Origin of the sequence: Afifella sp. IM 167 (assembly GCF_020144925.1) — a bacterium.
Lineage (GTDB): Bacteria > Pseudomonadota > Alphaproteobacteria > Rhizobiales > Afifellaceae > Afifella.
This window is the reverse complement of the sequence record NZ_NSLC01000001.1, coordinates 216,976-241,365: the sequence shown is the minus strand read 5'-3', so window position 1 is coordinate 241,365 and position 24,390 is coordinate 216,976. Positions and strand designations below refer to the sequence as shown.

Genomic DNA, 24,390 nt, shown 5'->3' with positions numbered 1-24,390 from the left:
TTCCAGACTGGCCCTCAGGCGAAGGTCCATTCGTGGAAGCGCTCGATGATGTCGTCAAGGTTGTCGGCCCACCACTGCGAATCCTGAACGTACATCTTCTCCAGATTTTCCGGGTAGCTCGGCAGCTCCGCGGCGCGGCCTTCCTTGAGGCCGGCGAGAACGTCCTGATTGGCCGGGCCGGCATTGTAGCGGTTGAAGACCTCGACCGAGGGCTCGACCGCCAGCAGCGCGTCGATGAGCTTCATCGCCCGGTCCTTGGGCGCGCCCTTGACGATCATCAGGTAGTCGAGCGAGGCCTGTCCCTGGTTCCAGGCAAGGTCCACCGGGGCGCCTTCGCTCTTGGCCGTCAGGATGCGGCCGGAATAGGCGGAACCCACGGCGGCCTCGCCGGATGTGAAGAGCTGGACGACCTCGCTGCCGGAGCTCCACCATTTCACCACGTCCGACTTGATGCGATCGAGGGCGGAGAAGGCCCGGTCGACATCGATCGGATAAAGATCCTCCTTGGCGACCCCGTCGGCGAGCAGCGCGAATTCCAGGTTCGGGTACTGACCGTCATCGGCGGAGGTGAGGGTGCGCCCGCCCGGGAATTTTTCCGTGTCCCAGACCTCGGCCCAGTCCTTCGGCGCCGCGTCGAACTTATCGGTGCGATAGGCGATGTTGTAGGACCAGTAGAGATAGCCGACGGCCTTGGGCAGGCGGACGGCCTCCGGAATGCCCTTCAGGGCCTGCGGCGCGATCGCCGAATAGTCGATCGGCTCGAAATACTCGCCCATCTGCTCGAGCGAGAGGAGGGTGAGAAGGTCGGTCTGCACGACGTCGAATTCGAGTGCGTCGTTGTCGACCATCGCCTTGATGCGGCTCGACAGGGGCAGCGAATCTTCTACGACCTCGATGCCGCTCGCCTCGGTGAAGGGCTGAAGGACGTACTCGCGCTGCAGCTTCTGGATCGATCCGCCCCAGGAGCAGAAGCGGATGGTCTCGGCGGCGCGCGCCTCGCCCGCGCCGAGAAAGCGCGGCATGGCGAGCGCGCCGGCCGTGGCCGCGCCGCCGAGCAGCAATCCGCGGCGGGAAAGCTGCGATTTCATCATCTGGTCGAGGAACTGCAAGCGGCGGGAATCGGAAATGCGGGTCATGGGGGCCTGCTCTTCGAGGAAGGGGTGGCGAGAATTTAGGCTTGCAGCAAAACGCGGCACAATCGAAATGTGTGCCATGTTCAGTTGAATGGATTTCACCAATTACATGCGTCTTCCCTCCCTCCACGCCCTGCAGGCCTTCGACAGTCTCGCCCGCCTCGGCTCCATGCGGCTCGCCGCCGAGGAGCTGCATCTGACGCCCAGCGCCATCAGCCATCAGGTCCGCTTCCTGGAGCAGGAGCTTTGCGACAAGCTCATCGCGCGCCGCGGCCGCGGCGTGGAACTCACCGATTTCGGCCGGCACTATGCGCGCGAGGTGCGCAAGGCCCTCACCATCCTCGACCGGGCCCGCGACCTCGACGAGGGGCCGGAGCTTTCCGGCCGCCTGTGCATCAGCTGCGCGCCGGGCTTTGCCATCTTCTGGCTGTGCAACCATCTTGGCGCGTTCCGCGCCCTTTACCCGAAGGTCGACCTCGTCATCTCCACGCCGCAGCAGCTCGATGCGGTGAACGAACGCGACGTAGACCTCTACATCGCCTTCGGCTCTGGCAACTGGCCCGACCATGCGACCGAGCTCCTGTCGGAGCTGGAATTCACGCCCTATTGCAGCCCGACGCTTCTGCGCGAATTCGGCGGCCGGCTGGAGATGGAGGATCTGGAGCGCACGCCGCTCTTGCATATGGGCAGCCACGACGACTGGACGCGCTGGCTGGCGAGCGCCGGTGTGCGGATCGAGGCGCGGCGGGGGATCGTCCTTTCCAACATGTATCTTGTCCTTGCGGCGGCGATCGCGGGCCTGGGCGTCGCCATCGGCGACGACATCGCCTGCGCGGCGGCGCTGAGAAGCGGCCAGCTCGTGCGGCCGTTCTCGCTCTCCGTTCCCTCGCTCAACGCCTATTATCTCGTCGCCGAGACGCAGAAGGCGCAGGAGCCCGTCACCCTGGCTTTCGCCGACTGGATCAAGACGACGCTCGGCGCGGAGCGGACCGCTTCCGCCCGGGAGGAGGGGCGGGTGCCGGTCCCCCCTCACGAGGCGCCACTGCCGCGCACTTGAGGCCGGGCGCGGAGGATTTCCTCGTCTGCGCGCCGCTTCTTCGCTAGAGCATCGCCATGGAATGGTCCGAGCCCGGCATCGTCCTCGCCACGCGCCGCCACGGCGAGGCCGACATCATCCTGGAAGCGATGACGCTCGGGCACGGCCGCCATCTCGGCCTCGTCAAGGGCGGGCGCTCGCGCCGCCAGCGGCCGGCGCTGCAGCCCGGCAACACGCTGGAACTGACCTGGCGGGCAAGGCTCAACGAGCATCTGGGGAATTTCCGCGCCGAGCCCGTTGTGGAACGGGCCGGGGCCATCATGGCGGACCGGGCCGGTACCTATCTCATCCAGGCGTTGGCCGCGCATCTGCGGCTCCTGCCGGAGCGCGATCCGCATCCGGTCCTCCACCGGGCGCTGACGGCGCTTCTGGAGGGCGCCGTTTCGGGTGGCTTCGATGCGCGGGCGATGGCGGAGGGCATGGTGCGTTTCGAGATGCTGCTTCTGGAAGAGATGGGCGTGGGGCTCGATCTCGGCTCCTGCGCGGCGACGGGCGTTGCGGAGGACCTTGTTTACGTGTCGCCGAAATCGGGCCGGGCGGTCAGCCGCGAGGCGGGCATGGCCTATCACAACCGGCTCCTGCCGTTGCCGGCCTTCCTGCGCGCGGGGAACGATGTGCGCCCCGACCGGGCAGAGCTCGGCGAGGGTTTTCATCTCACCGGCCTCTTCCTGGAACGCCATGTCTTCGCGCCGCGCGACCTCTCCCTTCCGGAGATGCGCGGCGCCTTCATCCGCGCGGTGCTGACGCGCTGACGGCAGGCCTCGAAATTTCATCCGCGGCCGCTAAAGTCCCTCCCAACCAAGGGAGACACGCACATGAAGATCACCTGGCTCGGCCATTCCGCGTTCCGCGTCGAATTCGCCGACAAGATCGTCATCATCGATCCGTTCCTTTCCGGCTCGCCCGTCTTCGAGGGCGACCCGGTAGAGGCGGCGAAGGGGGCGACGCACATTCTCCTCACCCACGGCCATGACGATCATCTCGGCGATACGGCGGAGCTGTGCAAGGCGACCGGCGCCATGCTTGTCTCCTCCTTCGAGGTCTGCATGTATCTCGTCAGCAAGGGCGTCGACGGCGACAACATCAATCCCGGCAACCATGGCGGCACGGTCGATTGCGGCGGCTTCACCGTCTCCTTCGTCAATGCGCTGCATTCGTCCTCGACGATGGTCGACGGCACGCCCGTCTATCTCGGCAATCCGATGGGCCTCATCATCCGGGCGCCGGGCGAGAAGGTGCTCTATCATATGGGCGACACCGACATTTTCGGCGACATGGAGCTCGTGCAGGAGCGCTACCGGCCCGATATCGGTATCGTGCCGATCGGTGACCGCTTCACCATGGGCGGGGAAACCGCCGCGCTCGCCTGCAAGCGCTACTTCTCGTTTTCGGCGATCCTGCCCTGCCACTATCGCACCTTCCCGCTCGTCGATCAGACGCCGGACCGGTTCCTGGCGGCAATGGGCGAGGACGCCGGCAAGGTGCATGTGCCGGATATCGGCGAGACGGTCGAGCTCTGAGCCGCCGCCCGGGGGCGGTCTATTTCGACAGGCGCTTGAGGTTCGCCCGGACCCTGCCCAGATAGCCGTCGACGATCGCCTCGGGCGGCTCGCCGGCAAGGATCTGGCCGGCGGCATCGGAGCCGGCGGCGAGCTTTTCCTCCACCATCTGCCGCGCTTCGCTGCAGGCGGCCGGTCCACCGGCGGCGAGCTTCATCAGCCTCAGCCAGATGACCTGTTGGGATTCGAGGGCAAGAAGGGTGAAATTGATCCAGGGTGCGGGCATGGGGGCCGGGTTTTGGTGGCGGGTCGAGGAAACTAGCACGTCGCCGTTCTTTTGCGCTGCAATATTGTGCGGGGCAGACCTGCCGGATTGGCTGGCCTTGCCTTATGCGCCGAAGGTCGGTGTGCGCGGCGCCGCGCCCCCGTTGCCGGCTTAGCCCACGCGGTCTATAGCGGGCGCCAGAAGGGGTTTTGCGATGTCCGTCGATCTTCCAACCGTCAAGCGCGTCGCGCATCTGGCACGCATCAAGCTTTCCGACGAGGAGACCGAGGGTCTTCGCGAGGAGCTCAACGCGATCCTGGGATTCGTGGAGCAACTGGGCGAGGTCGACGTCACCGGCGTCGAGCCGATGACCTCCGTCACGGCCATGCGCCTCAAGGCGCGGCAGGACGAGGTGACCGACGGCGGCAAGGTGGACGATATCGTCGCCAATGCGCCCGCCAGTGAGGACCACTACTTCCTCGTGCCCAAAGTCGTGGAATGAGACGTGCCCGCCACCCTTGAAGACCCGGCCGTCATCGGCATCGAACTGCCGGACAGGCCCGAGATCGCGGGCCTGATCGCAGACCTCAACGCCTATCTCCTGTCGCTCTACCGGCCGGAGGAATGCCACCACCTCACCATCGAGGAGCTGAAGCGGCCGGAGGTCGTCTTCTTCACCGCAAGGCGCGGCGAGGAGCCGGTCGCCTGCGGGGCGCTCAGGATGATCGGCGAGGGGCTCGGCGAGGTGAAGCGCATGTATGTCGCGCCGTCCGAGCAGGGCAGGGGCCTCGGCCGAAAAATCCTCGAAGCGATCGAGTGGGAGGCGCGTGCGCGGGGCCTAGCCGCGCTCGTCCTGGAGACCGGGCATGCGCAACCGGCGGCGCTCGGCCTCTACCGTTCCGCGGGCTTTTCGCCCCGCGGCCCGTATCTCGATTATCCCGACAATGGCGTCTCCATCTTCATGGAAAAACGCCTTTCCGATTGAGCCGATTTCGATGACCGACCTTACCTCCCTCACCATCGCCGAGATCGGCGACGGCCTTTCCGCGAAGAAGTTCTCCGCGCTGGAGCTTACCGGGGCCTACGTTTCCGCCATCGAGGCGGCGAACGACGCGCTGAACGCCTATGTCGCCGTGACGGCCGACAAGGCGCTGGAGATGGCGAAGGCCTCCGATCAGCGCATCGCCAAGGACGAAGCGGGGCCGCTGGAAGGCGTGCCGCTCGGCATCAAGGACCTCTTCTGCACCGAGGGCGTGCATGCGCAGGCCGGCTCGCATGTGCTCGACGGCTTCAAGCCGCACTATGAATCCACCGTCACAGCCAATCTGTGGGCCGACGGGGCGGTGATGCTCGGCAAGCTCAACATGGACGAGTTCGCCATGGGCTCTTCCAACGAGACTTCCTATTACGGCCCGGTGATCAGCCCCTGGCGCTCGAAGGGCTCCAATGCCCAGCTCGTGCCGGGCGGCTCGTCGGGCGGCTCGGCCGCGGCCGTCTCGGCGCGGCTTTGCGCCGGCGCGACGGCGACCGACACGGGTGGTTCGATCCGCCAGCCGGCCGCCTTCACCGGCACGGTCGGCATCAAGCCGACCTACGGACGCTGCTCGCGCTGGGGCATCATCGCCTTCGCCTCCTCGCTCGACCAGGCCGGCCCGATCGCGCGCACCGTCAAGGACGCGGCGATTTTGCTGAAGTCGATGGCTTCCATCGACCCGAAGGATTCCACCTCGGCCGACCGGGAAGTGCCGGACTTTCCGGCCGCCGTCGGCCAGAGCGTCAAGGGCATGAAGATCGGCATTCCGAAGGAATACCGCGTCGAAGGCATGCCGGCCGATATCGAGGCGCTGTGGCAGAAGGGCATCGAATGGTATCGCGCCGCCGGGGCCGAGATCGTCGACGTGTCGCTGCCGCACACCAAATACGCCCTGCCGGCCTATTATATCGTGGCGCCGGCGGAGGCCTCCTCCAACCTCGCCCGCTATGACGGCGTGCGCTACGGCCTCCGGGTCGAGGGCGACGACATCATAGACATGTACGAGAAGACCCGCGCGGCGGGCTTCGGCCGCGAGGTGAAGCGGCGCATCATGATCGGCACCTACGTGCTCTCGGCCGGCTATTACGACGCCTATTACCTGAAGGCGCAGAAGGTCCGCACGCTGATCAAGCGCGACTTCGAGGAGGTCTTCGAGGCGGGCGTCGACGCCATCCTGACGCCGGCGACGCCCTCGGCCGCCTTCGGTGTCGCCGACGAGGACATGAACGCCGATCCGGTGAAGATGTATCTGAACGACGTCTTCACCGTGACGGTGAACATGGCGGGCCTGCCGGGCATCGCCGTGCCTGCCGGGCTCGACGGTAAGGGCCTGCCGCTCGGCCTGCAGCTGATCGGACGCCCCTTCGACGAGGCGGGGCTCTTCAAGGCGGCCCACGTCATCGAGGATGCGGCGGGCTCGTTTCCGCCGGAGAAATGGTGGTGAGCCGAAAGAACATCTCTTCCGCCAGCCCCTACGAGCCGGTGATCGGCTTTTCGCGGGCGGTGAAGATCGGCAACCGCGTCCTCGTCGGGGGCACGGCGCCGGTCGGCCCGGACGGCAGGAATGTCGGCGTCGGCGATGCGGCGGCGCAGACGCGGCGCTGCATCGAGATCGCCCGCATCGCGCTGGAGGAGGCGGGGGCGAGCCTTGCCGATGTCGTCCGCACGCGCATCTTCCTGACCCGCCGGATGGACTGGGAGGCGGTCGGCCGCGCCCATGGCGAGGCCTTCGGCGAGATCCGCCCCGCCGCGACGATGGTGATCGCCGCCGGCCTGATCGATCCGGAATGGCTGGTGGAGATCGAGTTCGAGGCCGAGATCGGCGGCTGAGCCCGCCGTTTCCCTGAAAATTCAGCCTAGCTTCGAAAGGCCGCTGCTGCGCGCATTGACGACGTGACCGCTCATTTCCGAGCCGGCGTCGTCGGGCAGGCGCAAGAAGAAGAAGATCGACAGCGCCGAGACGAGGGCGACGCCGAAGAAGGCGAAGTGAAAATCGCCGAGCGTCAGCGGGCCGCCATGCCTCAGCATGGAAATCTCCAGGAAGGTGCCGCCGATGGCGACGCCGAGGGCGAGCGAGACCTGCTGCGCCGCCGCCCACAGGCTGGTGGCATGGCTCATCCGCTCATGGGAAATGTCGGCGAAGGCGAGCGAGTTCACCGAGGTGAACTGCAGCGAGCGGGCAAAGCCGCCAACCAGAAGCAGGCTCATCATCAACAGGCGGGGCGTGCCTTCGTCGAAGAAGCCGATGATCGCCAGAAATGCCGCCCCGATCAGCGTGTTGACGACAAGGACGGGCCGAAAGCCGGCCCGCTTCAGGATCGGCTGGGCGAGGAACTTCATCAGGAGCGCGCCCGCCGCGCCGGTGAAGGTGACGAGGCCGCTCTGGAACGGCGAGAGGCCGAAGGAGAGCTGCAGCATCAGGGGCAGTAGGAAGGGCATGGCGCCGATGCCGATGCGGAAGAGCGTCGCGCCGCCGAGGCTGAGGCCGAAGGAGGGCGTTTTCACCAGCGACAGGTCGACCACCGGATGCAGGACCCGGCGCGTGTGACGGAAATAGGCAAAGGCGGCGGCCGCGCCCACGACCACCATCGCCTGCCAGGCCCAGGAGGGCAGGACACCGAGGCTGGCGACAGAAAAGCCGAAGACGAGGCCGGAGGTCGCAAAGCCGACGAGGATCACGCCGAGCGAATCGAGCGGGCGCGGCTCCATCGCCTTCAGGTTCGGCACGAAGCGTAGCGCCAGGAAGATGCCGACGATGCCGATCGGGATGTTGATCAGGAAGATCCAGTGCCAGGAGAAATAGGTGGTGATGAAGCCGCCGACCGGAGGGCCGGAGATCGGCCCCATCAGCGCGGGAATGGAGAACCACGCCATGGCGGAAACGAATTCGCGCTTCTCCACCGTGCGCATGATGACGAGGCGCCCGACCGGGGTCATCATCGCCCCGCCCATGCCCTGCAGGAACCGCGCGCCGACGAAGCCCATCAGCGAGTTCGCGCCGGCGCAGGCGAGCGAGCCCGCCATGAAGACGACGATGGCGGCGGTGAAGACGTGCCGCGCGCCGAAGCGGTCGGCCGCCCAGCCGGAGACGGGGATGAAGATCGCCAGCGACAGGAGATAGACGGTCAGCGCCAGCTTCAGCGCGATCGGCGAGGTGCCGATATCGGCCGCGATCGCCGGCAGCGAGGTGGCGATCATCGTCGCGTCCATGTTCTCCATGAAGAGAGCGACGGCAATGATCAGCGGGATGAGGCGGCTGGCCGGCATGCAGCGGATAGCTAGGTCGGGATGGCGCGGACGGAAGTGAACAGCTTTCATCCCGCGTTTTTCGGCGCGGTGCAATTGCCCGGCACCGATCTATCGTCGGGCCAGCCATGCGCAGAGCGGATGGAACCGTTTCACGCTCGCGCTCTCATGCGGGCGCGTGCGACGCCTCCCGGCACATGTCTCGGCGCCCCGAAAAAAGTGAACGGGCGGAGATGGAGCTCTGCCACAGAAAGGGTTTTTAGCCCCTCCTGTCCCCCGGCTGGCCCGCATCCCTGCCCGTTCCGGCCCCCACCGGAGCCTGGCGCCGGCGCTCCCTTCAGGCGGGAGCGCCCAGGCGCGTATCCGACCGATCGACCGCCTGCCAGGCGGCGAGGCCGCCGCCACCGGAGGAAGCCTCGTCCTCCGCGTCCACCAAGGTCGCCGAGAGCTTCTGCAGCATGTGCAGGTTCGGGCAGAAGGACGGAACCTCGGTCAGCTCCGCCTCGGCGAGATAGGCCTCGCACGGACAGACCGCTTCGCAGGTGATGCAGCGGCCGAGCGCGTTGCGCGTCTCGTCCTCGCCGAAGAAGCGCGTGACGTCCAGCGGCTGCAGCGCGTAGCGCGCCATCATCCGCCGCATCCTGTCGAGGTTTTCGAGATAGCGCTTCTTCAGGCCCATCGCGTCCTCCGCCCGCATTCTCGGGATTGGGCAAAATTATGACGGCGGGGGCTTGTGCGATCTTTGATCGAGATCAATCTGCGCCCGCCGCTGCCCAGACGCGATGCGCTAAGGTTTCGTTCACCATGAGAGAAAACTTAGCCGGGAACCCTGCCGCTCCTTAACTTCTTTTGCCGCGGTTTGTCTCAAATTGTCGGCAGGCGAACGGGTGAAGGGGAACTCTCATGAGCACGGATTACTGGCGCGCAGGCCGGCAGATGGTCGCAGTTGCCGCACTCTCGGCCGCCGTCATCGCCATTCTCGCCGCCGGCGTCTCCGCCGCGCGGGCGGCGGATCTCCTGCCAGCCCCGAACTACGCCTACCAGCCGGCGCCTGCCCCGATCCAGGTGGTCTGCCCGATCGGAGGCCAGACCGTCACCTTCTTCGATCGCGACGGGCGCCCGACGCCGCCGGCCCGCACACCGTATTTCTACTGTGCGACGGGCGAGACCTTCCTTCCGGGCGACATTCCGCCGCCGCCGGAATATTGCTGCCAGTAGGCGCAAGGCCGCCTTCGGCCGCACACTCAGACCTCCACGGACTGCCGCCTGGCCGCATCGCTGCGGCCTTTTTTCTTCAGCGCCGTTTGCGCCTGCCGCCCCTGACGCTGAGGAGGGCGGCCAGGGCGATCAGGCCGATGCCGACGCCGCCGGCCAAGTCCGGCATTTCGTGGAAGAAGAGGGCGCTCCAGATGGCCGCGAAGGCCAGATAGGCGTTGTCGAACAGCCCGATCACCGGCGACGGCGCCATCTGGTAGGCCTTTGCCACGGCGGTGGCGATGACGACGATGAAAAGAGCGAGCAGGGCCACCAGCATCAGATCGCTGCCTTCCAGCGCCGGCCAGAGCCTGAAGGCGAAGGGGTAGGCCGCCGCGAGGGCAGGGTCCGGGGGAAAGAGGGCCAGGGCCGCAAGGGCGATGCCGCCCGTCATCCCGAGAACCAGGTTGAGGTTGAGCGCCATGGCGAGCGGGCGCTCGGCCGGGCAGTGGCGCCATGTGACGATGGCGGCGAGCGCGTAACAGCACGCGGCCAGGAAGGGCAGGGCTGCGAGTGCCGATAGCCCCGATGGATCGGGGCGCAGGATGAGGATCACGCCGAGCAGCCCCATGGCGATGGCCGCCCAGCGCCTTCTTCCGATCGGCTCTCCGAGGAAGATGCGCGCGAACACGGCCATGAAGAGCGGCGCGGTGTAGAGCGCGGCGGCAGCCAGCGCGAAGGACATGGCCGGCAGGGCGAGATAATAGGCGACCCACATGGTGCTCAGAAGGCCGCTGCGCAGGAGCACCCAGCCGGGGCGCTGAAGGCGCAGCTGCGGCAGGCGGTTCATGGCCGCGGTCGCGGCGAGGATGAGGCCGGCCGCAATCGCCGAACGCAGGGCGAAGAACTGCGCGGCAGCCAGCCGGTCGCTCGTCAGCTTCACCAGCGCGTCCGACAGCGACAACAGGAATACCGCCAGCACGATCGCGCCGATGCCGAGCGGGACGGAACGGGGCGGTAGCGTTTGTTCCAAGCGTGCCATGAAGTTATGTATGATGCGCGCAGATCGCCGCATAAAACGACTTCTCGAGCCATTTGCATGAGTAAAAGTTATGAATGATCGCCGCCGCCTGCCGCCGCTGGCGACGCTGACCCCGTTCGAGGCGGCGGCGCGGCTGGAGAGCTTCACCCTGGCGGCCGCCGAACTCGGCCTGACCCAGGCGGCGGTCAGCAAGCAGGTGCGGGCCCTGGAGCGCGATCTCGGCACCGCCCTCTTCGAGCGCCGCAACCGCGCCGTCTTCCTGACGGAGGAGGGCCGGCGACTCGGCCGGATCGTCGGAGCGGCGTTGAGCGACATCGGCGAGGCGGCCGGGAAGCTGCGCGGCGGGACGCGGTCGGGCGAGGTCGTCCTCTTCTGCCAGCTTTGCGAGGCCTTCTACTGGCTGATGCCGCGTCTTTCGCGCTTTCACCGGCTGCACCCCGATGTGGAGCTGCGCGTGGCGAGCTCGACACGGCCGATCGTGGATGCCGAAGGGCCCTTCGACGTCGCCATCCAGACTTCCGGGCGGCGGCATGGCTCCTTTCCGCTCGCCTTCACGGCCTCCGATGAGATCTTTCCGGTCTGCAGTCCGCACTACATCGAGCGAAAGGCGCTTCCGCTGGCGCTCGCCGATCTGCGGAAGCAGGCGCTGTTGTCGCACCGCGTCGTCCCGCAGGACTGGATCGACTGGGACGGATGGCTCGCCGAGGTGGGATCGGCGGTGCGGGTCGGCGCCCATGATGGGCGGGCCTTCGATAGCTATCCGCTGGTCCTGCAGGCGGCGGTCTCAGGCCAGGGAATCGCCCTCGGCTGGCGGCGCACGGTCGAGACCCTCCTTAAGGAGGGCGCGCTCATCCGGCCCTGCCGGGAAAGCGTCGTCCGCCCGGCCGAGATCTCGGTCTTCACCGCGCACGGGGCGGGGCGCAGCCGCGCTGAGGTCGCCGCCCTGCTCGCCTGGCTGAAGGAAGAGCTCGCAGGCTGACGCCGTCTGTGCAGCTGGCCGCGCCGCTCGGCGCGCGCGTCTGCCGTCGCTCCGGCGACATGGTCTTTCTCTCGCAAAAGGCGTGGTCTATAGCGGGCTGAAGACAGGAGCCGCCCGCCGATGATCGCCGAGACCCGCAACACCAATCCGAAAAACCTCATCCCCGGCGCCACCGGCGACTGGGAAGTCGTGATCGGCATGGAGGTGCACGCGCAGGTCGCCTCGAAAGCAAAGCTCTTCTCTGGCGCCTCCACCACCTTCGGCAACGATCCGAACGACAATGTCAGCCTCGTCGATGCGGCGATGCCCGGCATGCTGCCCGTCATCAACGAGGCCTGCGTGGCGCAGGCCGTGCGCACCGGCCTCGGCCTCAAGGCGAAGATCAACCACCGCTCGGTCTTCGCCCGCAAGAACTACTTCTATCCGGACCTGCCGCAGGGCTACCAGATCTCCCAGTACGACCAGCCGATCGTCGGCGAGGGCGAGATGCTGGTGGAGGTCGGGCCCGACAAGAAGGGCGAGTTCGAGGAGATCCGCATCGGCATCGAGCGGTTGCACCTGGAACAGGATGCGGGCAAATTGCTGCACGACCAGCATGAGGATATGAGCTTCGTCGACCTCAACCGCTCGGGCGTGGCGCTGATGGAGATCGTCTCCAAGCCGGACCTCAGATCCTCGGAGGAGGCGAAGGCTTACCTCACCAAGCTGAGGACGATCCTGCGCTACCTGAAGACCTCCGACGCGGACATGGAGAAGGGCAACCTCAGGGCCGACGTCAACGTCTCGGTGCGCCGGCCGGGCGAGCCCTTCGGCACGCGCTGCGAGATCAAGAACGTCAATTCCATCCGCTTCGCCGGCCAGGCGATCGAATACGAGGCGCGGCGGCAGATCGGCATCATCGAGGATGGCGGCACGATCGACCAGGAGACGCGACTCTTCGATCCGGGCAAGGGCGAGACGCGTTCCATGCGCTCCAAGGAAGAGGCGCATGACTACCGCTACTTCCCCGATCCGGACCTACTGCCGCTGGAGATCGACGAGGCTTATGTGCGGGACCTCGAAGCCGGGCTGCCGGAGCTTCCGGACGACCGGCGCAACCGGCTGATCGAGGCCTACGGGCTCAGCGCCTACGACGCTTCCATCGTCACCTCCGACCGGGCGATCGCCGATTACTACGAGGCGGTCGCGGAGGGCCGCGACGGCAAGCAGGCGGCGAACTGGGTGATCAACGACCTTCTCGGCGCGCTCAACAAGGACGGGAGGCCGATCGACGAGGCGCCCGTCTCGCCGGCCCAGCTCGGCCAGATCCTCGACATGCTCAAGGAGGAGGTGATCTCCGGCAAGATCGCCAAGGACGTCTTCGAGATCGCCTATGGCGAGGGCGGCGAGCCGCGCGAGATCGTGGAAAGCCGGGGCATGAAGCAGGTCACCGACACCGGCGCCATCGAAGCGCTGGTCGAGGAGGTGATCGCCGCCAATCCCGACAAGGTCGAGCAGGCCAAGGCGAAGCCCACCATGATCGGCTGGTTCGTCGGGCAGGTCATGAAGGCGAGCCAGGGCAAGGCCAATCCGCAGGCCGTCAACGCGCTCCTGAAGGAGAAACTCGGCATCGAGTAGACGGGCCTTCCCTCGCCCCGCGCGGCCCCCGCTTTCGGGCGGGCCGGCGCGGGCGCGGCCAACACCGACACCGGAGTGACACCATGACCAAGACGATGCTGATGGGCGCGCGGCTCTGCGCGCTCTTCGCCCTTGCCCTCGGAATTGCCAGATGGCTCGGCTATGCCGCCATGCCCGTCCATCTGCACATGACGGTCGGAGCGATCTTCGTGCTGCTCCTGTGGTTCCTGTCCTTCAAGGCGATGGGCACGGCAAAGGGTATCGCGCTCGCCGGCTTCCTCGTCGGCCTTGTCGTGCCGATCGTCGGCTATGCCCAGCTGACCACGGCGATGGGCGGCGGCCAGTGGTCGCTCCAGCTTGCGCATGTGGTCCTCGCCATCGGTGCCATCGGCCTTGCCGAGATGGCGGGCAAGCGCGCCCGCCTCGCGGGCGTCTGAACGCTTCTCCCAACGGCGTTCAAGCAAGGGCGTTCAAGTCCCGCGCCGGCAATCGTGCCGGGATGGCTCGCGCCCTTCAGGCACGCGTCCACCCGGCCGGTTGCGGCAAGCGGAAGGACGCCGCGCCCCAAACGAAAACGGCCATCCCGCGAGGGATGGCCGCAAAGAGAATCAATGGGCTGAAATTGCTTACTTCTTGCCGCCCTTGCCGCCCTTGGGATCCTTGGGGCCCGGCTTCGGAGTAGATGCCATCGGTCTCGTTCCTGAAAGCGTCGGCGGTGTTGGCTTGAACCGGAATTGGCCATAAGCACGCCGTCGAGCAGACTGATGTTTTGCCGGGGCCGTGGCGGCCGTGTGGCGCGATTGCGGCAGAAAGGTGTCTGCTTGAAGGTATTGCGGCGATATTGCGCTGGCAAAGACAAAAGGGGTTCGCGCTCAAGTATGCATGGCCTTTCCATTCGTCCCGCACAAAGTGAGGATCTTCCTCATCTTGTGGCGCTTTTCGCATCCGATCAGCTCGGCGGCCATGGAGATACCACCGATCCGGCGGTGTTTCCGGCCTACGAGGCGGCCTTCGCCGCGATCGATGCGAGCGGGGAGGAGACGCTCTACGTCGCCGAGCGGGAAGGGCGCGTCGTCGGCACCTTCCAGCTCGGCATCCGCCGCTCGCTGCCGCATCGCGGCACGATCAAGGCGGTGCTGGAGGCGGTGCAGGTGGCGCCCGATCTGCGCGGGGGAGGCATCGGCGCGCAGATGGTGCGCTTCGCCATCGAGGAAGCGCGCAGGGCGGGAGCCAACGCCATCAGCCTCACCTCCAACGCGGCCCGCACCGACGCGCACCGCTTCTACGAGCGGCTCGGCTTCACCCGGAGCCATGCCGGCTTCAAGCTTTTTCTGGAATAGGGCGTCACGGGCCGTTCGCCCTATTGTGGTGGGCGGCTTCTGTGCCTAAACGCCTTGCGATGACAGAGCCCATTTCCGTCCAGCACGACACGCTCCTCATCGTCGATTTCGGCTCGCAGGTGACCCAGCTCATCGCGCGCCGGGTGCGCGAGGCGGGTGTCTTCTCCGAAGTCGTTCCCTTCCAGAAGGCCGAAGAGGCGCTCGCCCGCCTGAAACCGAAGGCCGTGATCCTTTCAGGAAGCCCGGCGAGCACGACCGACACCGACACGCCGCGCGCGCCGCAGGCGATCTTCGAGGCGGGGCTTCCCGTGCTCGGCATCTGCTACGGCGAGCAGACGATGTGCCGTCAGCTCGGCGGCGACGTGGAACTCTCCGACCACCGAGAATTCGGCCGGGCCTTCGTGGAAGTGAAGGAAGCCTCGCCGCTCTTTGCCGGCATCTGGGAAAAGGGCACGCGCCACCAGGTCTGGATGAGCCACGGCGACAAGATCACCGCCATCCCGGAAGGCTTTCGGGTCATCGGCACCTCCGAGGGGGCGCCCTTCGCCGCGATCGCCGACGAAACCCGGAAGCTCTATGGCGTGCAGTTCCATCCCGAGGTGGTGCACACGCCGGACGGGGCGCGGCTCATTGCCAACTTCGCGCACCGGATCGCTGGCTTTTCCGGCGACTGGTCGATGGCGGCGTTCCGCGAGGAGGCGATCGCCCGCATCCGCGAGGAGGTCGGTTCCAGCCGCGTCATCTGCGGGCTGTCGGGCGGCGTCGATTCCTCCGTGGCGGCCGTCCTCATCCACGAGGCGATCGGCGAGCAGCTCACCTGCATCTTCGTCGACCACGGGCTGATGCGGCTTGGGGAGGGCGAGGAGGTCGTCTCGCTGTTTCGCGACCACTACAACATCCCGCTCGTGCATGTGCGCGCCGAGGACACCTTCCTCTCCGCTCTGGAAGGGGAGGCGGACCCGGAGGCCAAGCGCAAGACCATCGGCCGGCTCTTCATCGAGACCTTCGAGGCGGAGGCGAAGAAGCTCGGCCAGGATGGGGGCGCGGCGCCGGAATTCCTTGCCCAGGGCACGCTCTATCCGGACGTGATCGAATCGGTCTCCTTCACCGGCGGCCCCTCGGTGACGATCAAGTCGCACCACAATGTCGGCGGCCTGCCGGAGCGGATGAACCTCAAGCTCGTCGAGCCGCTCCGCATGCTCTTCAAGGACGAGGTGAGGGCGCTCGGCCGCGAGCTCGGCCTGCCCGAAAGCTTCGTCGGGCGCCATCCCTTCCCGGGGCCGGGGCTCGCCATCCGCTGCCCGGGCGGGGTGACGCGCGAGAAGCTCGATATCCTCAGGAAGGCCGACGCGGTCTATCTCGACGAGATCCGCAAGGCCGGCCTCTACGATGCCATCTGGCAGGCCTTTGCCGTGCTCCTGCCGGTGCAGACCGTCGGCGTGATGGGGGATGCGCGCACCTATGATTTCGTCTGTGCCCTCAGAGCCGTCACCTCCGTCGACGGCATGACGGCCGATTTCTTCCACTTCGACATGGACTTCCTCGGCGCGGCCGCGACGCGCATCATCAACGAGGTGAAGGGCATCAACCGCGTCGTCTACGACGTGACCTCGAAGCCGCCCGGCACGATCGAGTGGGAGTGACGGATACAAGCCTGCGGTACCTAGGATAAGTAGATCGAATGATGCGGATATTGAAGTATTTGGGCATCGTATTCGCTCTTTTGCTGATTGGCCTCGTGGGTTATGGCGCCAAGGGATACTGGGATGCGGTATCGGATGCCGAGGGCTTGCGCGCTCGTGCCGATGCACTGATTGCTCAAGGTAGCGGTGGTGACTCCCTGGGGGCGGCACACCGGGCTATCCTGCTTGCGGTCGAAGACCCGAATTTTTCAACGCATTCCGGAGTGGATTTCTCGAGCCCGGGCGCCGGCTTGACCACGATCACCCAATCGGCAGCAAAACGGCTCGCCTTTGAGGAGTTTCATCCCGGCATCGGTAAGATACGCCAGACCGGCTATGCGCTTGGGCTGGAGAGAAGTCTTTCCAAGGAGCAGATCCTTGCCCTGTGGCTGGAGACGCTGCAAATGGGCAACGGCCCCAATGGCTGGATGGTCGGCTTTTTTTCGGCAAGCTCAGCGATCTATGGGCGGCCTCCAGCCGAACTGACCGAAGCCGAGTTCATCCGGCTCGCGGCGGTGCTGATTGCGCCGGCCTCCTACGATCTCGTTGGAAGCGATGCCAGGCTCGACGAACGGGTGGCCCGTATCCAGCGTCTGGCAGCCGGAGCTTGTGCGCCTGCGGGCTTTTCGGATGTTTGGCTCGATGGGTGCCGGCAATGACCCCATGCGTTGCCGCATCGCAGGCAATCGTTGCTGAGTTATTTCAGAGAGAAGGCGATGTTCTTGATGTCGACATGGGAAATAGGGTGCTTGTAAGTAAAATCAAAATTCATAAAAATAACAAGAATTTGGATCTGGTTTTAATGTAGGTTCTCGCAAGCCGAAAGGGTTTCAATGGCAGGCTATCGACCGCTGTTCCTGGCAACATGCTGCGCGGTGATTTTCGCATTCATGGCAGCAAGCGCCGCGAAAGCAGACGTATCTCCCAGCACGGCACAAGGCGCTACACTGGATCGAGCGACGGTGAGCACGACAATCGGAGGCATCGTCGCGGAGTTGCGCGAAGGCTACGTCTTCCCGGAGAAGGGTGCTCTGGCGGCCGAGACACTGGAAAACGCGCTGGCGGAACATGTCTATGCCGAGGTGACCGATCCCGAACGGTTTGCCGCAAAGCTGACCGCACAACTCCGGGAAATAACGAAAGATAGCCATCTGCGCGTGATCTTTGGATCGCCGTTCGGCAATCGATCAGCGTCCGGCGGCACGGACGAAGCCGGCTTCGAGGTGAAGCGGCTTGACGGGAATATCGGCTACATCCACCTCAGCCGGTTCGTTCCGCCCGATACCTTCAAACCAGCGGCCGACAAGGCCATGCGCAGCGTGTCGGACACCGCCGCCCTGCTCATCGACATGCGCGAGAATGGCGGCGGCCACCCAGCATCCGTTGCCTACCTCGTCAGCTTCTTTCTCGATGAAGGTGCGCGCGTCCATATCAACGACCTCATCTGGCGCAATCGCGGGACGTTGACGTTCAGAACGGAAGCTTTCTGGAGTTCGCCGACGCCCGTGCATTACCTCGGCAAACCGGTCTACGTTCTGGTCGGTCCGAAGACCTATTCGGCGGGCGAGGAATTCGCATACGACTTGCAGGCCCTTCGGCGGGCGATCGTCGTCGGCACGGTCACACGCGGTGGTGCCAATCCGGGCGGGCTTCGTGAACTAGGTTCGGACTTCTTTGCCGTTGTGCCGACGGGTCGGGCCGAAAATCCAGTTACGCGGAGCAACTGGGAGGGTGTCGGGGTGCGCCCCGACGTTCAAGCAACGCTTGAAAACACTCAGGAAACCGCAGTGGCGCTGGCGAAGTCCGAGACTGGTACACCCCAGACGAGGCAACCATAACCGGCGGGTGAGCCGATTATCTGCAGCTGCGAATGCAAAAGTCTGGGTCAAGGAAGCAGGCAGGTGATGTTCTGCCGCCATCTCTCGGATCCCCATCTCGAACACGCTCTGATGGAGCCGGAGCGAGGAGCGGCCGGTTGAAGTGGGCGTGTCCAGAATTTCCGACCCAGGTTCAAATGCGGCTTAGTCCGAGTTGCCGAAGCAGGCTGGCATGTCTCGCCAGGGGCTGGCGGTTCACACGATTTTCAGGAACCACCTCGACGAAGAGCCGATTGCCGCTCCGGCTTCGGCAGGGATCAGTCGTCTTGCCCGGGCAATGCGGTTCCATCTTCGCCCATCGGGCGTCCGCCAGAAGAATTCCATGCGGAGCTTCAATCACTTTTGAGCGCGCGCCAGCCTCTAGACGGGCAACCCGTCTTCGGTCTGCCCGGCCTCCACCCATCTCAGCTTTCTGCTGGCGGTGTGATGCCTGCCGCTGCGCACGTGGTCGCAGCTTTGGCCGTGTAACGCTCGCCGTCTCCGCTCTTCCCTGTCGTTCTTCGCGGAACGACAGCCTCGCCAGCTCTCACGCCAGAACTTCCAGTTGCCGCTCCCGCGTCGGTGCCGATCGGATCCTGGAGCGATAGGCCTCGCCGGCCTGCGCGAGTGCGGCATCATCGAGGTTGCGCACGTCGTGCAGGGCGAATGGCGCCTGCCACAGCCAGCCGCATCGCCGCGCCGTGGCTATGAGCGGCGCAAGCAGGCCCTCGACGGTGTTTCCGGTGGCGCCCTCCAGCCGGTAGTTCGCCGAAGGTCCTCCTGTCGTGATGGCCGTCAGGATCGGCAGACCCGTCGTCGCTGCGGCTATGTCCGGCTCGAGATAGAAGAGGGGTGTGAGGACCGTATCCTGCCAATGCTTCAGCAAAGGCGGGGTCGAATACCAGAAGAGCGGGAATTGCAGCACCAGCCGGTCGGCCCGCAGCACCCGCTCTCGCTCGAGCGCGTAGTCGATCTTGCCATCGGGGTAGAGGGCATAGAGGTCGGTGATTTCCATGCCGGGCAGGTCATCCAGCCCGGCAAGCAATGCACGGTTGGCGCGGGATGCGGCAAACTCGGGATGGGCAAGCAGCACTACGGTTTTCATGATGGACGCCTCCTTGAAGCCCAGGCAGATGGCGTCTCGGCAAATGTTCGTCCAAATGATGTTTGTTATGGTATGCCATTCATGTGGTGAAGCTCCGTAGCATCGACCTGAACCTGCTCGTGATCGTGGATGCGCTTCTGGACGAAGCGCATGTGGGCCGGGCTGCCGAGCGACTCGGGCTTTCCCAGCCGGCCGCATCGAATGCGCTCGCACGGGCGCGGGCGCTGTTCGACGATCCGCTGCTGGTGCGCGCGCCGCCGAACGGGATGCGCCGAACGCCGCGCGCCGATGCCATGCGCGAGCCGCTGCGCGCCGCGCTCGCCGAACTGGCCGGCATCGTGGCGGCCGGGCCGCCAGACCTGGCCGAGCTGCGCGGGGCGGTTCGCCTCGTCGTGTCTGACGTTCCCGCCGCTGCGCTCAGCGGTATCCTGACCGCGGAACTGGCCAAGCGCGCGCCCGGCATCGACCTGATCTTCCACCCCTGGCATGCCGGTGATGAAGTCATGCGGCTCGAGCGCGGGGAGGTGGACCTCGTCGTCACCGTCGCGTCAGTCGCCGGCGTGTCGCTGCGGACGGAGCCGCTGGGCCTGTACCCATATACCGTCGTGATGCGACGCGAGCATCCGCTGGCCGCGGCGGCGAAACTGGACCTCGACGGCTGGCTGGCATTCCCCCATGTCGTCGTCTCCGGCCGTGGAGACAAAGCGGGGTCGGTCGATGCCCCGCTTGCCCGCATCGGACGTCAGCGCCGCGTCGCCACCGTTGCACCCACCTTCCTGGTTGCGCTGGAACTGCTGCGCGAAACCGATTTGCTGGGCGCGTTCCCGGCCGGCGTGATGGTCTCCGCCGCCGCCCAGCACCTGACCCAACGTCCCGTGCCGATCACCCTCGAACCGGTGTCACTGTATCTCGTCCGGCACGGCCGCACCGACATGGATCCGGCCGTGATGCTGGTTTCCGAGCTCATACGCGCGATCGCGCCCGAGTTGCACGGTTCGCAAAGCCAGGTGGCTCGCGTCACCGCCTAGGCGGGCGGCGATAGCCGCTCGCGCCCTCCGCCTGGTCAATTGCCCGTCGCGGCTTTGGCCGTGTAGCGCTCGGCCATGTAGCGGCCGGGCGGCGTGCCGAGGGCCCTTTTGAACATCGTGACGAAGCTCGGTCCGCTTTCGTAGCCGAGGTCGGCGGCGACCTGCTGGATCGTCGCGCCGCCCGCCATCCATTTGACCGCCAACACGATGCCCAGTTGCTGGCGCCAGCGGCCAAAGCTCATGCCGGTCTCACGCTTGATCAGGCGCAGCAGCGTGCGTTCGCTGAGGCCGGCGCGGGCCGCCCATGTCGCCAGCGTTCCCCGGTCCCCCGGCGCGGCAAGCATCCCATCGAGGATCTGGCGCAACCGCGGATCGGTCGGCATCGGCAGATGCAGATCCTCGACCCGGGCAATCACCAGTTCGTCGAGCAGTACCGACAGCAGCCGCGAATTGGCGCCGCCTTCCTCATAGAGCAGCGGCAGGCGGGCGGCACGGACCAGGAGTTCGCGCAGCAAGGGCGTCGCCGAGAGGGCGCAGCAGGCGGTTGGAAGTCGTGGATCGGCATCGCTGGCGATAAAGGCGCCATAGCCCTCCAGCGCGCCCGTGACCTTGATCGCGTGCAAAGCCCCGCCGGGGATCCAGATGGCGCTGCGCGGCGGCACGATCCACAAGCCGCCCTCGACTTCGCAGGCCAGCGCGCCGCGTTGCACGAGCAGGATCTGACCTTTGCCGTGCCGGTGGGGCTCCAGTTCGAAGTCGCCGAAGGTCGATGATTCCACGCCGTAGGTGACCACCAGCCGCGGCACGTCATCCGGCTCGACCCAGTCGGAGGGATCGGAGTTGGCATTCAAGAGCGGCATCAGCGGCGGCCCGGATTGGCGGGATCGGATAACATTCTGGCTATCCTTCGGAATGACGACAGGGATCGGTGTCTCTACTCATCTTGAGCGCGTCGGTCGAGGCCGATCTGTCGCCATGTTGGGAAGGAAAAAATTGTGAACACACTGAGCAGCCCCCGCGTCGCCGAGCTCCTGGATCGACTTCATCAGGACGCCGAGGCGGCGGACGGTCCCATGATGCAGGAGATGATGGACCGCCAGGCCGCTTCGGGGGAGACGCTCGAGCAATTCATCGAGGCGATGATTGCAGAGGAGCGCGCGGACCTTCGGAGCGCCTATCGGGACCTCGCGACCAACTTCCTGTCGGTGACGCGGCGCTACGGCCGCTTTCTGTATGCGATCGCGCGCGCTGCCAGGGCGACACGGATCGTGGAGTTCGGCACGTCGATGGGCGTCTCGACCATCTATCTCGCCGCGGCGTTGCGCGACAATGGCGGCGGGCAGCTCATCGGTTCGGAGCTGGAACCGGCGAAAGTGGCGCGGGCCCGCGCCCATATCGAGGCGGCGGGCCTCGCTGATCTCGTCGACATTCGCGAAGGCGACGCAATGACCACGCTCGCGGATGTCGGCGGCGAGATCGATCTCGCGCTGATCGACGGCGCCTGGACGCTCTACCTGCCGGTGCTCAAGCTGATCGAGCCCCGCCTGCGCGCCGGTGCGGTGGTGCTGGGCGAGAACGGCTTTGCCGCGGATTATCGCGACTATGTCCGCGATCCCGCCAACGGCTATATCGCCCAGACGCTGCCGATCGACGAAGACCGTGGCAACGAATTCGCCGTGAGGGTTCCGTGACGAGCCCGGCGGTATCGGCAAGCGGCCGGGCCCCGACGTCCGGCCGGCTCGGTACGGTGCTGCGAAGCCTCTTCATGAAGCGCGCATCGGTGGCGGCGACCGACAATGTCGCCGACCGCTTCCGGCTCGTGACCCTGGAGGGGCCCGCCCTGCGGGACGTTCCGGCGGGCCGCTTGCGGCCTAGTCGACACAAACCACCAGCTTGCCGGTGACGTGGCCCGACTGGCTGACCTCCTGTGCCTCCCTCGCGCGATCCAACGGGAAGGTTCGGTCGATGCGCAGCTTGAATGAGCCGGCCGAACAGAGTTCGGCCATCTCGGCGAGCAAGCGCGGCGGATCAACCGGCGGCCCGTGCGAGAATTTGGCGCCGTATTGCTCGGCCGAGACATCGGCGACGGAAAGCACATGCGCCCGATCGCCGACGATCCCGATCAACTCCGGGATGATCCCGGAGCCGGCAACGTCGATCGCCGCATCGATGCCGTTCGGCATCAAAGCGCGCACGCGCTCCTCCAGCCCCACCCCATAGCTGGTCGGAATGGCGCCCAGCCCGCGCAGATAATCGTGCTTGGCTGCGCTTGCGGTCCCGATCACGATGATGCCGCGCAGACAAGCGAGTTGGACGATCGCCGTCCCCACGCCCCCGGCGGCCCCGCTGACCAGCAGGGCTTGCCCCGCTGCCACGCCGACCTGATCCAGCGCGCGCGTGGCGGTGTCCGACACGACAGGCAGGCCGGCCGCAACCTCGAACGATAGTCTCTCGGGCTTCTTCGCCCAATGGGTGAGGACGGCCTGCTCGGCCATCAGGTTCTCGCCGAAACCGAACACCATGTCGCCGATCGCAACGTCCGTCACGCCCGGTCCGACCTCGTCGACAAGGCCGGCGCCCTCCACGCCCAGCCCGGCCGGGAAGTGCACCTCCTCGAAGGCGCGATACTGGCCTTCGCGGCGCTTCCAGTCCGACGGGTTCACTCCCGCCGCACGAACCCTGATCCTCACTTCGCCGGGGCCGGCATGGGGTGCCTCGACATCGACGATACGAAGCACGTCGGGGCCGCCATATTCGCTAAACTTGATTGCCTTCATCATCGCGCTCCAACCATCTCGCGGCATCGATCGATGCCGACAGGCCACCGCCAGCTCGGAGGCTATTGGCGACTGTTTGGGAGACGCTGGCCGAACCCTGCCACATGCAAGGTTGACGTGTCCGCGACCGATCTGAGGCGAGGCATGCTTCACAGCGGTCGTTTTTCGCGACGGGATCGGCATAGATCAGGTGGCCCGAGGAAGCAAAGTCTTGCTGGCGGCAGCTGCGCCTGTGGTCCGAAACCGCTAGACCCTGCGTCCTTTCGCACAGACTTGCTCTGGCGCTGTCGCCGACAGCATGAATCGCGCGATCGTGCGCGGCGGGCGGACTAAAAATGAAGACGCCCGCCTTTGGGGGCGGGCGTCTTGCTGTTCATCGAAGAAGAACGGCCGGGCGTCAGTTGAGCTCGGCGGCGATCTTCGTCTCGCAATCGCCGATCGCGCCCTGCAGCTTCGTCAGCCATTCATCGCCATACTGCTTGGTGAACCAGTCCTTCATCGGCGCGGTCGCCTTGCGGAAGGCTTCCTTCTCTTCCGGCGTCGGCACGTAGATGTCGCCGCCCGCGTCGCGGAAGGCCTGATAGGCGGCGATCTGCTGGCGCATCGGGAAGGCGCGGGTAATCGTCTTCAGATGCTGGAAGCCGTCATAGACGATGCGCTTTTCGGGGTCGGACAATCCTTCCCAGAAATCCTCCGACACCCACCACAGCGCGCCCATATAGGCGTGGCCGTCGAGGGTGATGTGCTTCAGGTAATCCTGGAAGTTCATGTTGATGATGTCGGTGATGCCGTTCTTGGTGCCCTCCACGACGCCGGTGGCGAGCGAGGTGTAGACCTCCGGCCATGCGATCGCCGTTGGGTTGCCGCCCATCTCGCGGACCATCTCCTGCTGGATCTCGGCGGGGATGGTGCGGATCTTCAGGCCCTTCACATCCTCGGGGCTCTTGATCACCGCGCTGGTGGTGGCGAAGTTCCGCCATCCGCCGGTGTTGCCGATCGCCATGAGGCGCAGGCCGCCGACATCCTTCAGCACGGCATCGCGCAGCTCGTTGGTGAAGGGGCCGTCGAAGACGCATTCGGCGACGCGGTCGTTGCGGAACATGTAGGGCAGGTCCATCACCTGCGCCTGCGGGAACAGGTTGCCGAAGCCGCCGATGGTGGAGATGGCGCCCTGCAGCGTGCCGTTCTGCACCGCCTCAAGACATTCGCGATAGCTGCCGCAGAACTGGCCGCCCGGGAAGATCTCGACCGAGATGTCCCCGTTGGTACGCGACTCCACGTATTCCTTGAGCACCATCGCGCCGTCGTAATCCTCGTCGTCCTCGCCGGAGAGAAGGGCGATGCGCATCGTCTTCTCGGCATGCGCGCTGGCCGCGACGAGATTGCCCGCTCCAAGGGCCATCAGCGCGGCGAGCACGAGACCGCCAAAGCGGAATCTGCCTGGTTCAATCATTCTCATTCCTCCCTTTTTTCGGATGCTCGTGTTCGAGCTCTTGCG

The 24,390-nt window shown here is 66.0% G+C and carries 26 protein-coding genes; 17 read left to right on the top strand and 9 right to left on the bottom strand.

Annotation, left to right across the window (positions count from 1 at the left end):
* Positions 1-14: 14 nt before the first annotated feature.
* On the bottom strand, positions 15-1,136 hold the full coding sequence (locus tag CLD20_RS01200) for an ABC transporter substrate-binding protein (protein WP_224404767.1): 1,122 nt from the start codon (positions 1,134-1,136) through the stop codon (positions 15-17).
* Between the two features lie 88 nt (positions 1,137-1,224).
* On the opposite strand from CLD20_RS01200, the gene CLD20_RS01195 reads away from it, so the two are divergent.
* The 3 genes from CLD20_RS01195 to CLD20_RS01185 all read left to right on the top strand — a co-directional run bounded on the left by CLD20_RS01195 (position 1,225) and on the right by CLD20_RS01185 (position 3,749).
* Positions 1,225-2,190 carry a LysR substrate-binding domain-containing protein gene (locus CLD20_RS01195; protein ID WP_224404766.1) on the top strand — a complete coding sequence of 322 codons (966 nt, stop codon included), beginning with the start codon at positions 1,225-1,227 and terminating at the stop codon, positions 2,188-2,190.
* Positions 2,191-2,246: 56 nt separating this feature from the next.
* Positions 2,247-2,981: a DNA repair protein RecO gene (recO, locus tag CLD20_RS01190; protein ID WP_224404765.1), complete on the top strand. Its 735-nt coding sequence runs from the start codon at positions 2,247-2,249 to the stop codon at positions 2,979-2,981.
* 63 nt (positions 2,982-3,044) lie between these two features.
* Positions 3,045-3,749 (top strand): metal-dependent hydrolase, encoded by a 705-nt coding sequence (locus CLD20_RS01185; RefSeq protein ID WP_224404764.1) that lies wholly within the window; start codon positions 3,045-3,047, stop codon positions 3,747-3,749.
* Positions 3,750-3,768: 19 nt separating this feature from the next.
* Here the strand turns inward: CLD20_RS01185 and CLD20_RS01180 are convergent, their stop codons facing one another.
* The gene (locus CLD20_RS01180) at positions 3,769-4,014 is read right to left on the bottom strand and encodes a hypothetical protein (protein ID WP_224404763.1); all 246 of its coding nucleotides are present in this window, start codon (positions 4,012-4,014) and stop codon (positions 3,769-3,771) included.
* 193 nt (positions 4,015-4,207) lie between these two features.
* Between CLD20_RS01180 and gatC the strand changes: the two genes are divergently transcribed.
* The 4 genes from gatC to CLD20_RS01160 are packed head-to-tail and all read left to right on the top strand — an operon-like array spanning position 4,208 to position 6,856.
* Entirely contained in the window at positions 4,208-4,495 is a 288-nt protein-coding gene (gene gatC, locus CLD20_RS01175) for an Asp-tRNA(Asn)/Glu-tRNA(Gln) amidotransferase subunit GatC (protein ID WP_224404762.1), read from the top strand.
* A gap of 3 nt (positions 4,496-4,498) precedes the next feature.
* Positions 4,499-4,978, top strand: coding sequence for a GNAT family N-acetyltransferase (locus CLD20_RS01170; protein WP_224404761.1), 480 nt, complete (start codon positions 4,499-4,501; stop codon positions 4,976-4,978).
* Between the two features lie 10 nt (positions 4,979-4,988).
* On the top strand, positions 4,989-6,470 hold the full coding sequence (gene gatA, locus CLD20_RS01165) for an Asp-tRNA(Asn)/Glu-tRNA(Gln) amidotransferase subunit GatA (RefSeq protein ID WP_224404760.1): 1,482 nt from the start codon (positions 4,989-4,991) through the stop codon (positions 6,468-6,470).
* Positions 6,461-6,856, top strand: a complete 396-nt coding sequence (locus CLD20_RS01160; RefSeq protein ID WP_224404759.1) for a RidA family protein — start codon at positions 6,461-6,463, stop codon at positions 6,854-6,856. Before gatA ends, CLD20_RS01160 begins: the two co-directional genes overlap by 10 nt.
* 21 nt (positions 6,857-6,877) lie before the next feature.
* Here CLD20_RS01160 and CLD20_RS01155 read toward each other — a convergent pair whose 3' ends face one another.
* Together CLD20_RS01155 and CLD20_RS01150 are read right to left on the bottom strand one after the other, a co-directional pair.
* Entirely contained in the window at positions 6,878-8,344 is a 1,467-nt protein-coding gene (locus CLD20_RS01155) for an MFS transporter (RefSeq protein WP_224404758.1), read from the bottom strand.
* A 265-nt stretch (positions 8,345-8,609) separates the two neighbouring features.
* On the bottom strand, positions 8,610-8,951 hold the full coding sequence (locus CLD20_RS01150; RefSeq protein ID WP_224404757.1) for a DUF6455 family protein: 342 nt from the start codon (positions 8,949-8,951) through the stop codon (positions 8,610-8,612).
* Between the two features lie 224 nt (positions 8,952-9,175).
* On the opposite strand from CLD20_RS01150, the gene CLD20_RS01145 reads away from it, so the two are divergent.
* A complete protein-coding gene (locus CLD20_RS01145) occupies positions 9,176-9,490 on the top strand; it encodes a hypothetical protein (protein ID WP_224404756.1) in 315 nt (104 codons plus the stop codon).
* Positions 9,491-9,566: 76 nt separating this feature from the next.
* Here CLD20_RS01145 and CLD20_RS01140 read toward each other — a convergent pair whose 3' ends face one another.
* Positions 9,567-10,508, bottom strand: a complete 942-nt coding sequence (locus tag CLD20_RS01140; protein WP_224404755.1) for a DMT family transporter — start codon at positions 10,506-10,508, stop codon at positions 9,567-9,569.
* A 70-nt stretch (positions 10,509-10,578) separates the two neighbouring features.
* On the opposite strand from CLD20_RS01140, the gene CLD20_RS01135 reads away from it, so the two are divergent.
* The 7 genes from CLD20_RS01135 (at position 10,579) to CLD20_RS01105 (ending at position 17,964) form a co-directional block, all read left to right on the top strand.
* Positions 10,579-11,487, top strand: a complete 909-nt coding sequence (locus CLD20_RS01135; RefSeq protein ID WP_224404754.1) for a LysR substrate-binding domain-containing protein — start codon at positions 10,579-10,581, stop codon at positions 11,485-11,487.
* 120 nt (positions 11,488-11,607) lie between these two features.
* Positions 11,608-13,104, top strand: coding sequence for an Asp-tRNA(Asn)/Glu-tRNA(Gln) amidotransferase subunit GatB (gene gatB, locus CLD20_RS01130; RefSeq protein ID WP_224404753.1), 1,497 nt, complete (start codon positions 11,608-11,610; stop codon positions 13,102-13,104).
* Positions 13,105-13,187: 83 nt separating this feature from the next.
* The gene (locus CLD20_RS01125; RefSeq protein WP_224404752.1) at positions 13,188-13,541 is read left to right on the top strand and encodes a hypothetical protein; all 354 of its coding nucleotides are present in this window, start codon (positions 13,188-13,190) and stop codon (positions 13,539-13,541) included.
* 327 nt (positions 13,542-13,868) lie between these two features.
* On the top strand, positions 13,869-14,444 hold the full coding sequence (locus tag CLD20_RS01120) for a GNAT family N-acetyltransferase (protein ID WP_255599424.1): 576 nt from the start codon (positions 13,869-13,871) through the stop codon (positions 14,442-14,444).
* A gap of 59 nt (positions 14,445-14,503) precedes the next feature.
* Entirely contained in the window at positions 14,504-16,087 is a 1,584-nt protein-coding gene (gene guaA, locus CLD20_RS01115) for a glutamine-hydrolyzing GMP synthase (protein WP_255599423.1), read from the top strand.
* 38 nt (positions 16,088-16,125) lie between these two features.
* On the top strand, positions 16,126-16,785 hold the full coding sequence (locus CLD20_RS01110) for a transglycosylase domain-containing protein (protein WP_224404750.1): 660 nt from the start codon (positions 16,126-16,128) through the stop codon (positions 16,783-16,785).
* A gap of 174 nt (positions 16,786-16,959) precedes the next feature.
* Entirely contained in the window at positions 16,960-17,964 is a 1,005-nt protein-coding gene (locus tag CLD20_RS01105; protein ID WP_224404749.1) for a S41 family peptidase, read from the top strand.
* A 565-nt stretch (positions 17,965-18,529) separates the two neighbouring features.
* Here CLD20_RS01105 and CLD20_RS01100 read toward each other — a convergent pair.
* Positions 18,530-19,087, bottom strand: coding sequence for an NAD(P)H-dependent oxidoreductase (locus CLD20_RS01100; RefSeq protein WP_224404748.1), 558 nt, complete (start codon positions 19,085-19,087; stop codon positions 18,530-18,532).
* 83 nt (positions 19,088-19,170) lie between these two features.
* Here CLD20_RS01100 and CLD20_RS01095 point away from each other — a divergent pair, with 83 nt between their 5' ends.
* Positions 19,171-20,115 carry a LysR family transcriptional regulator gene (locus tag CLD20_RS01095; RefSeq protein ID WP_224404747.1) on the top strand — a complete coding sequence of 315 codons (945 nt, stop codon included), beginning with the start codon at positions 19,171-19,173 and terminating at the stop codon, positions 20,113-20,115.
* 35 nt (positions 20,116-20,150) lie between these two features.
* On the opposite strand, the gene CLD20_RS01090 is transcribed toward CLD20_RS01095, so the two are convergent.
* Positions 20,151-20,975 (bottom strand): helix-turn-helix domain-containing protein, encoded by an 825-nt coding sequence (locus CLD20_RS01090; RefSeq protein WP_224404746.1) that lies wholly within the window; start codon positions 20,973-20,975, stop codon positions 20,151-20,153.
* A 135-nt stretch (positions 20,976-21,110) separates the two neighbouring features.
* Here CLD20_RS01090 and CLD20_RS01085 point away from each other — a divergent pair, with 135 nt between their 5' ends.
* On the top strand, positions 21,111-21,806 hold the full coding sequence (locus CLD20_RS01085; protein ID WP_224404745.1) for a class I SAM-dependent methyltransferase: 696 nt from the start codon (positions 21,111-21,113) through the stop codon (positions 21,804-21,806).
* A 180-nt stretch (positions 21,807-21,986) separates the two neighbouring features.
* Here CLD20_RS01085 and CLD20_RS01080 read toward each other — a convergent pair whose 3' ends face one another.
* Both CLD20_RS01080 and dctP read right to left on the bottom strand, forming a co-directional pair.
* Positions 21,987-22,892, bottom strand: coding sequence for an NADP-dependent oxidoreductase (locus CLD20_RS01080; protein ID WP_224404744.1), 906 nt, complete (start codon positions 22,890-22,892; stop codon positions 21,987-21,989).
* A gap of 397 nt (positions 22,893-23,289) precedes the next feature.
* Positions 23,290-24,345: a TRAP transporter substrate-binding protein DctP gene (dctP, locus tag CLD20_RS01075; protein WP_224404743.1), complete on the bottom strand. Its 1,056-nt coding sequence runs from the start codon at positions 24,343-24,345 to the stop codon at positions 23,290-23,292.
* Positions 24,346-24,390 lie beyond the last annotated feature (45 nt).

Coding starts and splice junctions, on each gene's coding strand:
- CLD20_RS01125 (WP_224404752.1), top strand. CDS start 13,188: ATGACCAAGACGATGCTGATGGGCGCGCGGCTCTGCGCGCTCTTCGCC.
- CLD20_RS01080 (WP_224404744.1), bottom strand. CDS start 22,892: ATGAAGGCAATCAAGTTTAGCGAATATGGCGGCCCCGACGTGCTTCGT.
- CLD20_RS01160 (WP_224404759.1), top strand. CDS start 6,461: ATGGTGGTGAGCCGAAAGAACATCTCTTCCGCCAGCCCCTACGAGCCG.
- CLD20_RS01120 (WP_255599424.1), top strand. CDS start 13,869: ATGTTTTGCCGGGGCCGTGGCGGCCGTGTGGCGCGATTGCGGCAGAAA.
- CLD20_RS01145 (WP_224404756.1), top strand. CDS start 9,176: ATGAGCACGGATTACTGGCGCGCAGGCCGGCAGATGGTCGCAGTTGCC.
- gatA (WP_224404760.1), top strand. CDS start 4,989: ATGACCGACCTTACCTCCCTCACCATCGCCGAGATCGGCGACGGCCTT.
- dctP (WP_224404743.1), bottom strand. CDS start 24,345: ATGATTGAACCAGGCAGATTCCGCTTTGGCGGTCTCGTGCTCGCCGCG.
- CLD20_RS01195 (WP_224404766.1), top strand. CDS start 1,225: ATGGATTTCACCAATTACATGCGTCTTCCCTCCCTCCACGCCCTGCAG.
- CLD20_RS01090 (WP_224404746.1), bottom strand. CDS start 20,975: ATGCCGCTCTTGAATGCCAACTCCGATCCCTCCGACTGGGTCGAGCCG.
- gatB (WP_224404753.1), top strand. CDS start 11,608: ATGATCGCCGAGACCCGCAACACCAATCCGAAAAACCTCATCCCCGGC.
- CLD20_RS01100 (WP_224404748.1), bottom strand. CDS start 19,087: ATGAAAACCGTAGTGCTGCTTGCCCATCCCGAGTTTGCCGCATCCCGC.
- guaA (WP_255599423.1), top strand. CDS start 14,504: ATGACAGAGCCCATTTCCGTCCAGCACGACACGCTCCTCATCGTCGAT.
- gatC (WP_224404762.1), top strand. CDS start 4,208: ATGTCCGTCGATCTTCCAACCGTCAAGCGCGTCGCGCATCTGGCACGC.
- CLD20_RS01185 (WP_224404764.1), top strand. CDS start 3,045: ATGAAGATCACCTGGCTCGGCCATTCCGCGTTCCGCGTCGAATTCGCC.
- CLD20_RS01150 (WP_224404757.1), bottom strand. CDS start 8,951: ATGGGCCTGAAGAAGCGCTATCTCGAAAACCTCGACAGGATGCGGCGG.
- CLD20_RS01135 (WP_224404754.1), top strand. CDS start 10,579: ATGAATGATCGCCGCCGCCTGCCGCCGCTGGCGACGCTGACCCCGTTC.
- CLD20_RS01180 (WP_224404763.1), bottom strand. CDS start 4,014: ATGCCCGCACCCTGGATCAATTTCACCCTTCTTGCCCTCGAATCCCAA.
- CLD20_RS01140 (WP_224404755.1), bottom strand. CDS start 10,508: ATGGCACGCTTGGAACAAACGCTACCGCCCCGTTCCGTCCCGCTCGGC.
- CLD20_RS01105 (WP_224404749.1), top strand. CDS start 16,960: ATGGCAGGCTATCGACCGCTGTTCCTGGCAACATGCTGCGCGGTGATT.
- CLD20_RS01200 (WP_224404767.1), bottom strand. CDS start 1,136: ATGACCCGCATTTCCGATTCCCGCCGCTTGCAGTTCCTCGACCAGATG.
- CLD20_RS01155 (WP_224404758.1), bottom strand. CDS start 8,344: ATGAAAGCTGTTCACTTCCGTCCGCGCCATCCCGACCTAGCTATCCGC.
- CLD20_RS01110 (WP_224404750.1), top strand. CDS start 16,126: ATGATGCGGATATTGAAGTATTTGGGCATCGTATTCGCTCTTTTGCTG.
- recO (WP_224404765.1), top strand. CDS start 2,247: ATGGAATGGTCCGAGCCCGGCATCGTCCTCGCCACGCGCCGCCACGGC.